This window comes from Bradyrhizobium sp. B124 (assembly GCF_038967635.1).
Taxonomy (GTDB): domain Bacteria; phylum Pseudomonadota; class Alphaproteobacteria; order Rhizobiales; family Xanthobacteraceae; genus Bradyrhizobium.
The window spans coordinates 3,558,696-3,573,153 of sequence record NZ_CP152413.1 but is presented as its reverse complement, the minus strand read 5'-3'; the positions used below and the strand labels follow the sequence as shown (position 1 = coordinate 3,573,153).

At 59.6% G+C, this 14,458-nt stretch carries 14 protein-coding genes and 2 pseudogenes; 3 read left to right on the top strand and 13 right to left on the bottom strand.

Going from position 1 to position 14,458, the window contains the following annotated elements:
* Positions 1-73: 73 nt before the first annotated feature.
* The 7 genes and pseudogenes from AAFG13_RS17125 to AAFG13_RS17095 form a co-directional block, all read right to left on the bottom strand.
* Entirely contained in the window at positions 74-577 is a 504-nt protein-coding gene (locus AAFG13_RS17125; RefSeq protein WP_342712728.1) for a ferritin-like domain-containing protein, read from the bottom strand.
* Positions 578-1,165: 588 nt separating this feature from the next.
* Positions 1,166-1,360: a hypothetical protein gene (locus tag AAFG13_RS17120; RefSeq protein ID WP_342712727.1), complete on the bottom strand. Its 195-nt coding sequence runs from the start codon at positions 1,358-1,360 to the stop codon at positions 1,166-1,168.
* Between the two features lie 210 nt (positions 1,361-1,570).
* Positions 1,571-1,984 (bottom strand): annotated as a pseudogene (locus tag AAFG13_RS17115) (hypothetical protein).
* A 172-nt stretch (positions 1,985-2,156) separates the two neighbouring features.
* Positions 2,157-3,719 carry a class I poly(R)-hydroxyalkanoic acid synthase gene (gene phaC, locus AAFG13_RS17110; protein WP_342712726.1) on the bottom strand — a complete coding sequence of 521 codons (1,563 nt, stop codon included), beginning with the start codon at positions 3,717-3,719 and terminating at the stop codon, positions 2,157-2,159.
* 437 nt (positions 3,720-4,156) lie between these two features.
* On the bottom strand, positions 4,157-4,372 hold the full coding sequence (locus AAFG13_RS17105; protein ID WP_342712725.1) for a dodecin family protein: 216 nt from the start codon (positions 4,370-4,372) through the stop codon (positions 4,157-4,159).
* Between the two features lie 840 nt (positions 4,373-5,212).
* Positions 5,213-5,464 carry a hypothetical protein gene (locus AAFG13_RS17100; protein WP_342712724.1) on the bottom strand — a complete coding sequence of 84 codons (252 nt, stop codon included), beginning with the start codon at positions 5,462-5,464 and terminating at the stop codon, positions 5,213-5,215.
* A 96-nt stretch (positions 5,465-5,560) separates the two neighbouring features.
* A protein-coding gene (locus AAFG13_RS17095) for an IS66 family transposase (RefSeq protein WP_342712723.1) occupies positions 5,561-7,082 on the bottom strand; the annotation gives its coding sequence in 2 pieces (ribosomal slippage) (positions 5,561-5,929 and positions 5,931-7,082; 1,521 coding nt in all).
* A 247-nt stretch (positions 7,083-7,329) separates the two neighbouring features.
* Between AAFG13_RS17095 and AAFG13_RS17090 the strand changes: the two genes are divergently transcribed.
* On the top strand, positions 7,330-8,088 hold the full coding sequence (locus tag AAFG13_RS17090; RefSeq protein ID WP_342712722.1) for a hypothetical protein: 759 nt from the start codon (positions 7,330-7,332) through the stop codon (positions 8,086-8,088).
* A 480-nt stretch (positions 8,089-8,568) separates the two neighbouring features.
* Here AAFG13_RS17090 and AAFG13_RS17085 read toward each other — a convergent pair whose 3' ends face one another.
* The 4 genes from AAFG13_RS17085 to AAFG13_RS17070 all read right to left on the bottom strand — a co-directional run bounded on the left by AAFG13_RS17085 (position 8,569) and on the right by AAFG13_RS17070 (position 11,376).
* A complete protein-coding gene (locus tag AAFG13_RS17085; RefSeq protein WP_342712721.1) occupies positions 8,569-8,808 on the bottom strand; it encodes a hypothetical protein in 240 nt (79 codons plus the stop codon).
* 863 nt (positions 8,809-9,671) lie between these two features.
* Positions 9,672-9,854, bottom strand: a complete 183-nt coding sequence (locus tag AAFG13_RS17080; protein ID WP_342712720.1) for a hypothetical protein — start codon at positions 9,852-9,854, stop codon at positions 9,672-9,674.
* 223 nt (positions 9,855-10,077) lie between these two features.
* On the bottom strand, positions 10,078-10,458 hold the full coding sequence (locus AAFG13_RS17075) for a hypothetical protein (protein ID WP_342712719.1): 381 nt from the start codon (positions 10,456-10,458) through the stop codon (positions 10,078-10,080).
* Between the two features lie 273 nt (positions 10,459-10,731).
* Complete coding sequence (locus AAFG13_RS17070; protein WP_342712718.1) at positions 10,732-11,376, bottom strand: response regulator; 645 nt, start codon at positions 11,374-11,376, stop codon at positions 10,732-10,734.
* A gap of 56 nt (positions 11,377-11,432) precedes the next feature.
* On the opposite strand from AAFG13_RS17070, the gene AAFG13_RS17065 reads away from it, so the two are divergent.
* Positions 11,433-11,849, top strand: coding sequence for a hypothetical protein (locus AAFG13_RS17065; protein ID WP_342712717.1), 417 nt, complete (start codon positions 11,433-11,435; stop codon positions 11,847-11,849).
* Positions 11,850-13,061: 1,212 nt separating this feature from the next.
* On the opposite strand, the pseudogene AAFG13_RS17060 reads toward AAFG13_RS17065, so the two are convergent.
* Positions 13,062-13,163, bottom strand: a pseudogene (locus AAFG13_RS17060) (SOS response-associated peptidase); the annotation flags it as partial.
* Entirely contained in the window at positions 13,153-13,353 is a 201-nt protein-coding gene (locus AAFG13_RS17055) for a hypothetical protein (RefSeq protein WP_342712716.1), read from the bottom strand. The pseudogene AAFG13_RS17060 and the gene AAFG13_RS17055, both read right to left, overlap by 11 nt.
* Before the next feature lie 320 nt (positions 13,354-13,673).
* On the opposite strand from AAFG13_RS17055, the gene AAFG13_RS17050 reads away from it, so the two are divergent.
* Positions 13,674-14,306: a tyrosine-type recombinase/integrase gene (locus tag AAFG13_RS17050; protein ID WP_342712715.1), complete on the top strand. Its 633-nt coding sequence runs from the start codon at positions 13,674-13,676 to the stop codon at positions 14,304-14,306.
* Positions 14,307-14,458: the final 152 nt, after the last annotated feature.

Genomic DNA, 14,458 nt, shown 5'->3' with positions numbered 1-14,458 from the left:
TGCTCGTTACTTAAAAGCAAAGGGCTGTCCGACCGGTCTGAGCAGCCCTTGGTTTTCCGCTTACACGCCTCTACTACGCTGTCTTACGGTTCACGCTCTTCAGCGCCATCGTGTTCAGCTTGCTGTCCGTTGCTTTTTCCTCGTCGAGATTCTGCTGCAGGACGGAGGCGCAGTCGCTGCGGTCAAGCATGTTCGCCCATGCGATCAGGGTGCCGTAGCGCGTGATCTCGTAGTGCTCGACGGCCTGCGCGGCTGCGATCAGCGCGGCGTCGAGCACGCTCTTGTCGTCAACGTCGCCAGCAACTTCGCTGGCTTCCTTCAGGATGCCGTCGATGGCGGGGCAGTTGACGCCTTTGGCTTCGACGCCATGCATCTGAAAGACCTTTTCAAGGCGGACTATCTGTTCCTTGGTCTCGGCGAGGTGAGTTTCAAAGCCGGTCTTTAGGGACTGGTCTGTCGCTTTCTCGACCATGTCGGGAAGGTTTTTGGCTATCTGCTGCTCTGCGTAATAAATGTCCCGCAGCGTGTGGACGAAGAGATCATCAAGGGTTTTGATGTCTTTTGTGAAAAAGCCCATGGCTTCCTCCGTGGGGGTTCACATGAGGAGCAAACCATTCTGCGAAAATAGGGTTCCTGTGGCGTTCTGATCGGGCGCTCCTGATGCTCCCTTGCGGAGATCACGAGAGCCGCAAGTTCGTCGCCATGCGGCTGCTTCGCGCAGCGCAGCGCGGGAAGACCACCCTCGGAGCGCTTGAAGCCGTGGCGCGGCGGGCCATGCATAAACTTAGGCGAACCAGGCCGCGTAGCTATTCCCGATCATTGTGACGTTTGCGTCACCACGCATTCGACCGGTCCCCCTATATTCGGCGGTCCGGGAGAGTCTTGATGTTCGATGTCTATGTGAACGAAAGAAACGGTCTTTTAATCGTTGCGCGGGGCTGCCCCGTTCCCGAAAAGGAACGCGGCCCGTGGCGAAAAAAGCGGTCGGTGCGATCCGTAAGCGATCGGATACGGGCTGACATACGGGTCGTCGGATTTCATCGCCGAAACCTGGCAACTCGCCCAAAGTCCATCGCAGAGGCCGGGGCGGAGTAGGGACGGTCGCCCTTCATCTTCATCGTTGGATGACTCGCTTTTGTGCATCAGTCGGAAAGCTCTCGCATTTTCAAACTGGTCTGATCTTCTCATTGAGCTTGCGGTTTATCAGCATTTCGGCCCGCCGCTTTGCCAACTCGGGCAGCCTCGTGCGCACCGTTCCGTGTACCGTTTCATCGCCAAGCTCGATGACGATCTCGAATTGATCCTCGTATTGCCGAGCTACGCTGAAGGTGACGCCTCTGTGTATATGCGTGGTGGGCATGCGGCCGATTTAGCAATCGACGCCGGGCGCCAACACCGTGAAGGTACGGGCAATCGTCCTATTGCTCGCATAGGCTCATGCAGATCCGACCAGCATTCGCTACATGCCCCGCCGATATATGGGGAAAAGGCTAGCCGTCAAATGTTACCTGCGGATTTCGTCAATCGTTTTAATTTTGCTTCTTGGAAGCAACAAAGCGACGACCCGACCCTAGCGCTCTCCCGGCCACCATGTCGCCGGCGGATGTATGGCCGAGATCTTAGTCGTCCGCAGCGCCACGAGGGGCTCCGCTTGAACGGATTAGCCCTGCTCGCGGGAACAGCCCTTACACCGCTTGTACCGCTCAAGCTCATGGATCGGCGTCCATTTCGGCCGCCGGACGATGTCGAGCGCGACCGTCTGGTTGGTCTCGCAGCCAAGGCACTTCACCTCGAGGTACTGATGCCCGGCGTTGAGCGCGTCACCGAGGGGCCGGGGAGGCAGGGCCGGTCCCTGGAAGGCGAGCATCCGGGCGTTCCACGCCTGGCAGGCCAATATGTCGGCATCCCGTCGAGCATCGGCGCCAGGCTCGGCCAGATGCCTGACCGTCGAACCGAACATGTACTCGGGAGGCTTGGATCCCATTCCCAATGATCTGGGCGATCCACCAGGGTGGGAAGCCACTAGAGCTGTCGTGCAGCCTGCACCGGACTTGGTCAATGGGCGCCGGCTATGACGTTAGGCACTGGCCAAAAGACCACTCGCAAAATCGAAACAGGTCACTGATGATAGGAACCAATCCATGCCGGGAACATTACTAGCCCTGATGGCTGGTTGCGTCGGAGAACCATTGGTCGGGATCGGCCGGCAACTCGTCATTGGTCCAGTGGCCATACTTGCTTCCCGGCGCGCTGATGACACCCGCCATGTGGCCTGATGCCGACAATACGAATTTGACTGGACCCGAGTACAGCCGCGTGGCCGCGTAGGTTGATTTCCAGGGTGCGATATGGTCCTCACGCGTCGACAGGATGAAGGTCGGGATCTTGATCCCGGACAGGTCGATCGGCGTGCCAGCGAGCACAATGCCACCAGGCTTGGCCAGAAGATTTTCGAGATACATCTTCCTTAAGTAGAACGAGTGCATGGCCGCCGGCATCCGCGTCGAGTCCGAATTCCAGAACAGGAGGTCGAACGGAAGGTGCTCCTTGCCGAGCAGATAGTTGTTGACGACGAAGGACCAGATCAGGTCGTTCGCACGCAACATGTTGAACGACGTTGCCATGTCATGGGCTTCGAGATATCCGCGCTCGCGCATGCGCCATTCCAGGGAGGCGAGTTGCTCCTTGTCGATAAAGACGGCCATGTCGCCGACCTCCGAGAAATCCACCAGCGTCACGAAATAGGTCGCGCTTGCGATGCGGTCGTCATCATTCGCCGCAAGGTAGGCAGCCGTCGAGGCGAGCAGGGTGCCGCCAAGGCAGTAGCCGACCGCGTTGACCTGCCGCTCGCCAGTGGCTCTCTGGACCGCATCCAAAGCCGCTACGGGACCCTCGAGCATGTAGTCTTCGAAGCCCTTTCCGGCGAGCTTCTCGTCCGGATTGACCCATGAGATCACGAATACGGTATGGCCCTGGTCGACCGCCCACTTGATAAGGGAGTTCTTCGGCTGGAGGTCGAGAACGTAGAACTTGTTGATCCACGGCGGAATGATGAGAAGCGGCCGCTTCCGAACGTCGGCCGTCGAGGGAGTGTACTGGATCAGCTGCATCAGGTTGTTCTGGAAGACGATTTTTCCCGGCGTCGTCGCGATGTTTTCGCCGAGCCGGAAAGCCTTCATATCGGTCATCGTGATCGACAGGCGGCCGTCGCCGCGATCGAGATCGGAAAGCAGGTTCTCCAGCCCGCGGAGCAGGTTCTGTCCCCCGGTATCCAGCGTGGCCTTGAGGACCTCAGGGTTGGTTGCGACGAAGTTCGAGGGAGAAATGGCGTCGACGAACTGACGCGTGTAGAAATCGACCTTGCGAGCCGTGCCTTCATCCATGCCCTTGATGTCCCTGACGGTCGAAAGGATCGACTTGGCGGCAACGAGATAGCTCTCCTTGACGTAGTTGAAGACCGCGTTCTCGGTCCAATCCGGGTGTTTGAATCGCTTGTCCGACGGCTTTTCGGGTTCGGAAGGGCGTGTTGTCCATATGCGCTCTGCGGTCTTCTGCCAAAGCGCTACGCTCTCGTTGAAGAGGTCGATCTGGGCCTTCGCGGCCGGGGTAGGGTCGGACATCATGTTCGTCATGAGGTCGATGAAGTCGAATCCGAGCGTCGAGGTGTCTCCCATGCCGATTCTGGTGGCGTCGGTCTGGCGCGCGGCAAAGCGCTTCATGAGCGATTGGCTCTGCTTCGCTATCGCGTGCAATTGGCCTGCGATGAGGAGGGGTTCCAAGTCGGTGGTTGTGTCGATCGATCTGCCATGGCTCCCTCCTTAGGGCGTTTTTCGAAAGACTAACACCGTGGAAATCTAAGACAACGAGGCAATCAGGATCCATGGATCGCAATATGCTCTCCTGGGCGGCGCGCCATTGTCTGCGCGGTTCGGGGTTTGCGTCGCACGAAGGAGACGAACGAGTGGAGCACCTACGCCGCCGCTCTCCAGGGAAAAGCCTAGCGCGCGAGGCGGCTGGGCATTCTGTCTCCCTGCCGTGGTCGAGCGCGTCTCCAAGCCATCTCGTCTGAACAAAGGCATGAAATCCGGCGACCGCGCCTGACATCTTTCTCCAATGGGCCAAACCTCGCCCCGCTTGCGGGGCGAGGTGGTGAGGTTCAGGTGCCCTCGAACTTGAACGATACGTTGAGCTTGGCGCGATAGGCTTCTACTTTTCCCTTTTCATCCAGTTGCATATCGAGTTTGACGACCTCGGCAACGCGGAGATCTCGCAGACATTTTGCAGCTTGCTCGACCGCATTGGTTGCGGCCTTTTCCCAGGAGTCGTTGCTGGTACCGATCAGCTCTATGACCTTGTAGACGCTCTCAGGCATGTCGTCCTCCTCCCGTTCAGTGTGAAGCAGGGAGCAGGTGCACCCTGCCGTTGTCGAGCCTAGCATCAAGATATCGGCGACGATACGTGCAGGACGGCCAACGCCGGCACGGGGGAACGCATACGTCGTCTCACCGCATCTGTTCGAAGAGCCGTTTAAACTTCGGTGAGACGCAGCTTCGTGCCGTCTGCATGTGCTCGAGGGTCATGTGCCTGGTGCCGACCGCGATTCAGTCACGTCGGATGTCATCCTGCTCGGCAAAATAGGCGCGCTTGTCCGCCGCGAACTGGCGGGCGACTTTCCGCGGTATTTCGATCGACTTCCGAGTGATGGATATGGCCTAAAGGGCGCTCCTAGTTGCGAAGTAGGCCAATCACTTGAATTGCCTGCGCTACTTCATCGTCTCGTAGACAATTGCTGACCGAACCTGCAGCGAGCGAAAAAATGACTCGTCAGGGAGAATTCCTTATGACTCAAAAAAATCGGACGCCACCTCGGTCGAGCGCAATGGATGCCGTTACTGGTTCCGGCGAGGGCAGGTTCCCGGCCGAACAGAAATCCCATCTCGGCAACTGACGCGACGGACTGCATCGGCTAGTGCGCGGTGATGCGCCGCCAGCGTGGCGAATAGCTCTTGCTTAGTCTTGTCAGTTGCCAGCTTGCTGATCGGCTCACGCTAACGCCTCGACGGAGCTTCCAAGTGCGGTCCGCACCTCGTCGTCATGCTTGCGTGAGGTACGCATCCGGCGAAGGCCCCCGGGCAAACCGTTTTTTGGCGGAAGGCTGATCGCGCTTAAGCGGCCTGGATGATGCTTTTCAGGGCTTTGGCCCTTCTCGTGCTCATCGCGGTTTACTACTTCGATTAGGAATGAACGGACCCGTCTCCCGGATCTGGCGAGCTACGCGCTCCAACAGATCCGGGAGCGCAAGCGTCGTATCCATATCGGCCTGACACGAGAAACCGTTGCCGTGCTCGCCGCCCATCACGATCAGCAGCACGCCGCCGCTTTGTCGGATCTCCCCACCACCGAGGCCGACCTTCTCGCGGATCTCGCGGCAGAGCTCGTCATATTTTCCCTTTCCCAATGCCATCGCTCGTCCTTTCGTCGCTCGCGGTTGGGAGTGTACATCGCGGGCTGTCCAAGCCAGTCCGTAGGAGGCCGTATCGCAGTCTCGACAGTATCGCCCTTAAGCGGCGTGAGCAACGCTTTGAGGCTGCCACTTCCAAGGCAGGAGTTCGTAAATGCGCTTGGCGGGGTGATCCGGTAGGCGCGCCAGCACGTCGGCAAGCCAAGCCTGCGGATCGATGTCATTGAGTTTTGCCGTAGCGATGAGGCTGTAGATGGCGGCCGCACGCCGGCCGCCCTCGTCGGACCCGGCGAAGGTCCAATTTTTCCGTCCCACAGCGACCGCCCGTAGTTCGCGCTCGGCGGCATTGTTCGACATGCAAAGCCGGCCGTCATCAAGGAAGCGGCTAAATGCATGCCAGCGGCTGATGCAGTAATTGATCGCTTTGGTCGTGTCGTTGATCCTGGAGAGCTCGGCGCGCTGCTCGCTGCAACCACGCCTCCAGCTCGACGATCAGGTGGCGGCTACGTTCCTGGCGCACACGCAGGTGCACCTCGGGAGCAAGACCGTTGATCTCACGTTCGATGGCGAACAGGACACCGATGCGCTTGACCGCCTCGGCCGCGATCGGCGCCTTGGTGAGCCGTGCCAGATCAAAGAACTTGCGTCTGCCGTGCGACCAGCACGCGGCCTCGATGATCGGGCCGCCCTTACGATTGGCCTCGTAGAGCCTGCCAAAGCCGGCGTAGGCGTCGGCCTGCATCAGCCCGGCATAGCCGGCCAGATGCTGCTCCGGATGCGCACCGCCACGATCGGGCGAGTAGAAGAACACGGCCGCCGGCGGATCTGGGCCGGCAAACGGACGGTCGTCGCGCACGTAGGTCCAGAGTCGGCCGGTCCGGGTCTTGCCCTTGGCGAGGACCGGCACCGTGGTGTCATCTGCGTGGATGCGCTCGGCTGCGAAGACGTGGCTTTGGATCGCATCGACCAGAGGCATCAGGGTTGCCGCCGAGGCGCCTACCCAGTCCGCGAGCGTCGATACGTCGAGATCGATGCCTTCACGCTGGTAGACGTCGCTCTGGCGATGAAGCGGCAGGTGCAAGCCGTATTTGGCGAACAGGACATGGGCCAGCAGCTTGGGCCCTGCACGACCGCGCGCAATCGGATGCGAGGGAGCCGGCGGCTGGGTGATCGCTTCGCAGGCCCGGCAGACGAGCTTCTCGCGCACGTGCTGGATCACCTTCCACTGGCGCGGAACGAGCTCCAGCGTCTCGGTCACGTCCTCGCCAATTTTGCGCAATCGGCTGTCGCCGCAGCATGGGCACATGGCAGGCACTGGATAGACAATGCGCTCCCGCGGCAAATGCTCCGGCAGGGGCCGGCGGGCTGGCTTGCGACGCTCGAACGATGGCACCGCGATCTTCTCGGCTGCCATCTGCGCCGCGGTCTCGGCTTGCACGGCGTTCTCCTCCAGATCGGCGAGCTGTAGCTCGAGCTGGTCCAGCAATGCGCCTCGCTCGGAGGACTGTCCGAACTGCTCGTGTCGGAGCTTCTTGATCGTGAGCTTGAGCTTCTCGATCAGCAATGTCCCCGCCTGGGCCTCGGCTTCCGCGGCCAAACGGGCCGCTCGCTCGGCGCGCAACGAATGGTTTGTAACTGACAGTGAGGGCCGCGTAGTCGATCCAGCGCGGATAAGCTGGGACGACGACGATCTTACGTTCACGGCCACGGACTGGTCTCTGCATGAGGCGAGCATTGTGGCCTGTCCTGCTGACAGTTCCGCAATGATTCGATCGATCTCAACTCACATCACAGATCCGCGGGTTCGCGCCAGTTTGGCCCGGATGCACGCGCGCCAAGCTATCGCGTCTCGCCGAGGATCTTATTGAATGAAACATGCAACTTCCATTTTTGCGACGGAGGTTGACCGTTGCAAAATCGCGGCCCGGATGGACGGCCGCGATGCGGCGACGCTGGGACCGGGCGCTGGCTGCGGTCCGGTCCCAGCGGATCGCCAAGGCTTTTGCATGTTGGCCGATATGGTGGCAGGCGAGCCTCGGCATGACAAAACGCCCGAGCATGACTTGCGTCGCATCGCCATACATGAGGCGGGTCACTGCTTAGTGGCGCGGCTGCGCGATCGGCCCGTACATTCGGTGACAGTGGTGCCCAGTCCTGAGCTTGGGTTTGCCGGCTGCGCGATGATTGGCGGGGGAAGTCCAGTTTATCTCTCGCTTGCCGAAAGCGGTGCACAGGTCGGCTCGATTTGCGACGTGGTTGATCAACATGCGCCGCATCCCGGGGAATCCAGGAAAGATCTCGAATCGTGGTTGCGGGCCGCTCATGAGAACGTCGTCGAACTCCTTGCCGGCGCCGCCGCAGAAGTTCTCGTCTTCGGCTCGCCGAAGCCGCAACCGCTGCCGCGGACCTCGCGCGGGATGCCGACAAGGTGGTACGGGAAATCGCAGCATGGTGTGACACTGCGCAGGCTCAACAGCAGCAGGAAGCGCTTAGTTCTCTCCAAGCGGCGACGCCGGCCGGGAATGCCTGATCAGGCGCTGACCTTATATTCAAACGACACGCCTTCCGGGTCGTTCTCCTCGAACCAGGCTTCTGCGGCTTCGATGGTCTCGAACACCTTGAGGTGATCAGGATCACCAACCTGCTTACTGGTATCGACATATATCCAGACGGTTTTCATCGTATCAGCTTGAACAGTTGGATTACGTCAGCAAGCCGGATGCTGGGGCCGTTTTGCTTATGCCTTAAAGACGCGCTTCCAGTGGGTGTAATCGTAGATCCCCGACCAATGATGGACGGGCTTGCCGCAAGTTAAGCAGCTATAGAGGCCTGAGGCAGGAGTGGAGCTTCGCTCCTGCGACGCAGAATAAATAGTGCCGCAGCCGCGGCATGAAAAATAGACCTTGAATCTCCCTTCGACTGTCCGAAACTGCTCTTGGCTCATAATACCGTAGGTCCGTTAGAAGTATGAGTTAGGGAAAAAGTCGAGGCAAAAACAATCCGCGTTAATGACGTGATACCGCCATCCTGGATGGGCTCAAACGCCCGCGCGTGCTTCCATGATCCAGCGGGCGGCTTTCTCGGGGTCGGAGTAAGTGCGGTCATCATCAGCGCGCGCCCATTCTAGCCTGCGGGAAGTGGGGCCTAACATCGGCTCCGCGGCGCCCGCAAGCCTTGCAGGTGAACTTAGGCTCGAGATCGGAGAGCCTGACGTCATCCGGCCATTGATCGACGCCGGCCGGATTCAGCTCGACCGAATGGCTGCATTGGTGATCAGAGCAGTAGACGAGCAGGCCGCGGACGCCCATCTCCCGCATCTCGCCTAAGGTGATCTTTGGGTCAGCCATGGCGGTCGCCGGCTGTGACCGTGGGGCGGAGAAGGAGGTCCATCAGGATAATATAGCAGTAACTGGCGAGAGGCGGCGACCCACTGCGGCCCTCATTATCCCAAAGAATGGCCCCAGCTAGGGGGAACAAGCTGAGGCCAAGGTACAGTCATCCATGACGATGGATCGCCACCCAATCAGCAACCAGCCGACGCTGACGACAAGTGCGGCTGCGGCAACGCCGAGGAAGCCGTACTCTACTTTGTCAGTGTGACGATCAGACATGATGCCATTTTGCATTTCCGCTCGGACGCTCGCATTAAAATATGAAGGTCAGCTAGCTTGTCCTATTTCGGCGCTGCCCTACTTATTTAGGAGGCGCGACCGTCGTTTTTGTCGATCCGTCCGGCGCCGGCTGCATCCCTGGCGGACTTTGTCCCTGGGGGCTTTCCGGTGGCGCTCCGCCTGAGCCGGTGTTAAGCGGCCCAGTCCAGCCTTGGGGCTGCAATTGACCTTTGTCTTCGGGCGCCGAACGCCCAGTTGGCGCATTGACGTCCCCTTTTGTCGCAGGCTGCGCCGCGGCTAATCCGCAGGACAGCATGACGAACATCAATGCTAATCGGTCCCGCACTGAAACCTCCAATGTCTTCGTACTAAGCAAACAATCGGATATGCACCTCAGTTCCTGCAATGGTCGGATTGGCGCCGACAAGCACCGTCCTTAAAGCCGGCGTTGCGATCGACGGGACCGGTCCAGTAGCGAAGGAAGTGAGCGGGCTTGCGGCGCCAGGGCATGCGCCGATGATCGCGCCTATGATACGCAGAGAAAAGCCGCTAGGAATCGGTTGCCGATGGGGGGCGATCACCAATGGTGGGTCAATCGTCTAACGCGGTTGGTTCGGACTTTCTTGCCACGTCGTCGAGTGCTCAGAAATCCACTTGATGGCGTCGTGCTCCGTAACAAAACCCTTGACGACTTCCGTTTCGCCATCGGGCCACAGAATGTCGATCCTCCAGCCGGTGCCGGGATTTTTGCAAGCCATGAAAGCTGGTAGCTGCTCGATCATCGGGTGACTATGCGCCGACGGTGGCCAGCTACAAGCCAGTGATCCTGCCACACTTCGCTTTTTTGGATCGGGGCGGCCCCTGCGGAAGCTTGCAGGCGTGATAGGCGCGGCGGGGAGATCTTTTTGTTCTCCTAGGACTAGATCTCTTTGATCTAGATCAAGGGACCGAGGGACGACCGAGAACGGAAACGGATTGAGGTCAAATAACAGGCCACTGCGAAATTCAAACTGGGCCACCAAGTGTCGGAAAAAGGCCAGCACCCAGCCGCAGCGTCAGCTGACGCCGGCCGCCGGTATGGCGATCAACGAAGGCCTCGATCGGGGCCGGGATCTCGATCTGCTGCAGGTCGCAGCGCCGCTGCAGCTCGAGCGCGATATCCTCCGAGCCGTCCTCACTCCAACCCTCGGCGGCGTTGAAGCCGACCACCCGGATTGGGCTGCAATATTCGCCGGCAAGCAGGTTCCGGATCACCGTCTCGAGGTCGGTCGCCTCGAGGTCGGCCTCGCGCCAGGCGCGGCCGATCGGGCCCAAGTCGTCGGCGACCAGGTAGACGGTCTGATCCGTCGAGGGGACGATCGACGGGGTCCAATTGGACCGACGCATGACGCAACTCCACGACTCCACGCAACTGAGCCCCGCACACATGTAGTTGCGCGATGGCACCCTTAGACTAGTGATCAACCGGATACGTTCCCCCTCGCGCTCCAGGCGCAGGCGGTAGCCGTCGTGCTTGATCTCATGCAGCCAGTCTGGGCCGGAGGGAACAACCGCGGCTCGGACAGGCAGGCAGTTAAGCAGATCGGATCGCTGCTTTTCGGCGGGATATTGGCCCACGCTGTGCCGCATCATGCCGGTGTTTATGGGCGCGCGTCCTAGTCAATGTCCGACAACCTTGATGCCCAGGCTGCGAAGAGCGGTTATCAAATCTGAAGCCGTGTATGGCTTAGATATGACCACGATCCGGTCGTGGCTTTTGAAACTTGCGCGCAGGTCACGCGCGTTATGCCCGGAGGCAAGGACGATTGGAAGTGCGGGGAAGATTGCTCTTATTTCTTCGATCAAGACATCGCCTTTGCGATCGGGCAGGCCAATGTCAATTACGACAGCGTCCAGCCCGCCCGGCACTCGCGCCAACTTATTCATCGCCTCGGTTGCCGAACCCGCCGCATTCACCTTAAACCCCGCAGCTTCCAGATACTCGGTCGCAAGCATCTGGATTAAGACTTCATCCTCGACGAGCAGGACCCGACCAGGCTCTCGACTTGCATCGAGTATGTCTCGTAGCTTCGCGGCCAACGCGGCTTGCGAGAACGGTTTTGTAATCAATTCGACGCCTGGATCGAGCCGTCCGCCGTGTACAATCGCATTGCGCGCGTAGCCGGTAGTGAACAGGACTTTCAGTCCTCGTCGCTGTCGCCGTGCCTCATCCGCCAATTGCCGCCCGTTCATGCCGCCCGGCAATCCAACGTCCGTAAATAGCAACTTGACATGTGGATTTGCCTCGAGCATGTGAAGCGCCACGCGGCCATTTTCCGGCCGTCGCTGCCGAACTCTGGCCCAAGCCACCGGCGTCGATCGTGATCACGTCCGCGGCCGATCGGCGCGCCTTCCATGGCTGCTTCGAGCAGGCGGGCGGCTTTGGGCAACCCACGTTCAACGTACTCAGGTCGGATTGCCTCCGACCGCTCCCTGCCGCGGTCCGTAAAGACCCCGAGGATTGGGGAGGGAAGAAGGCTCGGCAACGGCTGGAAGCGGACCTGACCGGGCGCATCGCCGCGGCGCAGGGATACGAGGTCGACTGCGTGAACGCGATCGATGCATCAGGCATCGCCGCCGCAAAGGATGCAGCGCAAGAGCGGGCGCGCGAAATCCACTCGCTGTTATCCAAAATTCGGAAGCATCCACCGCAAACGATGACCGGCGTTCTGATCCTTGCGCGCGCAGTGACGCTCTTCGAAGAGGCACAGCGGGGCAACTATGACGGCGGCGAATAGGGGCGGGGTCTGCTCCTCAGCCGAGAGCTTGCCGATGCGGTGCTCCGCGTCGCGGGTGCAACGGCGTAACCTCACCGGCGGCGGCTTCGGCCGCCGCCCAAGGAACGGGCGCCGCCATTGACTATGAACTATTCGAAGTCAGCCCAGCGCGACCGCATCGTTCGAAGAGCAAAGACTAGGACGGTTCACGCTTCGGAGCAGTCGCCGCAGTGCTGTAGGTCTTCGCGAAGGCGGCCGCGTCCTGCGCCGCTCTCATTTCACGAGCGGTCTTCAGTGCCCGACGTAGAAACGGGTCTTCAGTCTCCTTCGTCAAAGTTATCAGCTTATTGCAATTGTGACAGTTGACTTGCAGGCCGTCGCGAATTCGATTGGCCTTCTCTCTGAAGACGCGCGTGCAGGCTGGACAACGAATTTTGACTTTGTCATCCATCGATTTAGCGCCTGTGTCTGATTAAATCCTAAAAGAATGACGCATCTGAGCCGTCATCCGGCGAATCGCGTCGGTGTATTTGGCTCCTGCGAAATGCTGATCTGCAACGTACAAGCCCGTGGCCAAAATTGCCGCAATGAGAAGTGTTCGGATCATGAGGTTGGCTGCAGCGCTCGCGGAACGCCGTATACCGGGACGCGCTTGTTTTCGTGCTCAACGAGGTCAAGCACGTTCTTGCAGATCGGACACTCGAACGACCTAAGCTGATAGCGTTCCGCAATAGGCGAAAGCCCGATCAACTTCCGTTCTACCTGACAGATAAGACAAACAGCGAGCGGCATGTTGGTCGTCCGTTGTTTCGATAATGCGTTGGTACTTGAAAAATGGTGCGCCGTTCGCTTTGGGCGTCGTTGGCCGTGACCGCAAGGCAGCTCTGCGGCTCCGTGACCCGCCGCGCTGAGAACGTGGCGGGGTCACGTCACAACAAAGTCAGGGCCGAGCAATAGGGGTCCAGACGACCTAACGGTATTTCTGATGCCCTAATAAAGTCTTATACGACGATCAATTCTGCAATTCCGGCGGTGTTGCATCGGTTGCATCGTTTAGCACGGCGCCGTATCAGGGCTCATGCGGGCGTTACACCCTTGTCGGATCACTACCGATCAGACCTTTCGCCCGTTGCCGTCGCAAAGGTCGCACCGCCGAAGCCAAGGGCGGTCAACTTGCTGTCTAGGATCGCTCGATCTTAAAGCTGCGCTTGGCTGAACATCTTCCGGTTGCCCTCATAACGATACCGAGACGTCTTCCTTCGTCGCGCCGCGGGCGACGATCTTGAGAGCGTCGTCAGGCAATGGCCGCTGCACCGCCTTTGCCTCATCCCAAGGCTTTAGTGGTCGGAATCGACTCCAGGGACATGTCGCCCTTGTAGTCGACGATCTCGACGGTCTCGACCTCCTCGATGCGCTTGTCCATGGCCTCTTTCGCGCGATCGTACTTCCAGTTGTTGCTCACGGATTGTTCTTTCGGATCGGATTGCGGCGCCTGGCCGCTGCGAACTCCTTGGTCGGCTTCCAACGGCCACTACCGGAGCCGAAACCTATCGGGCCGGCAGCCGCTCGACCGTCGGTGGGAGGGCCGCGCGCGCGAAGAGCGCCTGTGCCAAGCCGCACGCGCCCCGGGACCGTAAACGCTGCAATTGTCTCCTACTACCAGTCCAGTGCCTTCCGCAACGGTCTCGCCAAAAGCTCACAACAGATGCGCCGAGCAATCTTGAAGCGTTTCCGTGAAGCGCATGGGGAAAAGCGGATCGCATTTATGCCCAGAAAGGCACTTCAGGCGATTTTGAGCAAGAAATCCCGGCGGCGGCCTCAAACTGGCGGAGCGCCCTTCGCGGCTTGATCGACCATTGCCTCTCGCTCGATATGCTTGCGGTGGATCCGCTTGCAGGCGTGAAATTGGTCCCGATTAGATCCGACGGGCATCATTCGTGGGAGCAGGAGGAGTGCGGCAAGTTCGAGAGCCACCATCCGATCGGCACGCGCGAACGGTTAGCATATGAACTCCTGTTGCAGGTTCGGCAGTCACGTTGCGACGTCGTAGGGATGGGCAAGCAGCATGTTCGGAACGGAACGCTGTCCCTCAAACGTCAAAAGACCGGCGTGCCGTTCGACGTGCCGGTGATGCCGGAGCAGCAGCAGGCAATTGACGCAATGCTTGCAAATGATCACCTCAATTTCTTGGTGACTGCCCAAGGTGAGCCTTTCAGCGCGGCAGGTTTCGGGAATTGGTTTCGGGAAGTTTGCGATGCTGCGGGTCTACCGAAGCGATGCACATCCCATGGTCTCCGTAAGGCCGCTGCAACGCGACTCGCAGATCGCAGCGCCACCACAACAGAACTCAAGGCGTGGTTCGGGTGGAGGACAGATAGCGAGGCTGAACGTTACACCCGCAGCGCAGACCGAAAGAATGCCGCCGCTACTCAGGTCAGGAATCAGGCCAACCACCGATTGACCACCGAAACACCGTGAACAAGGGGCGATAAAGGTGGTTAATCGCAACCGAACTTCATTGTTTTCGTTGTTATTTTCGATTGCTACTTACGTTCGGGACGCAGGGGTCGCAGGTTCGAATCCTGCCACTCCGACCATTCTTTCAAGCACTTATAGTTTCTGTGCTTTTT

Coding starts and splice junctions, on each gene's coding strand:
- AAFG13_RS17125 (WP_342712728.1), bottom strand. CDS start 577: ATGGGCTTTTTCACAAAAGACATCAAAACCCTTGATGATCTCTTCGTC.
- AAFG13_RS17120 (WP_342712727.1), bottom strand. CDS start 1,360: ATGCCCACCACGCATATACACAGAGGCGTCACCTTCAGCGTAGCTCGG.
- phaC (WP_342712726.1), bottom strand. CDS start 3,719: ATGAAGCGCTTTGCCGCGCGCCAGACCGACGCCACCAGAATCGGCATG.
- AAFG13_RS17105 (WP_342712725.1), bottom strand. CDS start 4,372: ATGCCTGAGAGCGTCTACAAGGTCATAGAGCTGATCGGTACCAGCAAC.
- AAFG13_RS17100 (WP_342712724.1), bottom strand. CDS start 5,464: ATGGCATTGGGAAAGGGAAAATATGACGAGCTCTGCCGCGAGATCCGC.
- AAFG13_RS17090 (WP_342712722.1), top strand. CDS start 7,330: ATGAAACATGCAACTTCCATTTTTGCGACGGAGGTTGACCGTTGCAAA.
- AAFG13_RS17085 (WP_342712721.1), bottom strand. CDS start 8,808: ATGGCTGACCCAAAGATCACCTTAGGCGAGATGCGGGAGATGGGCGTC.
- AAFG13_RS17080 (WP_342712720.1), bottom strand. CDS start 9,854: ATGATCGAGCAGCTACCAGCTTTCATGGCTTGCAAAAATCCCGGCACC.
- AAFG13_RS17075 (WP_342712719.1), bottom strand. CDS start 10,458: ATGCGTCGGTCCAATTGGACCCCGTCGATCGTCCCCTCGACGGATCAG.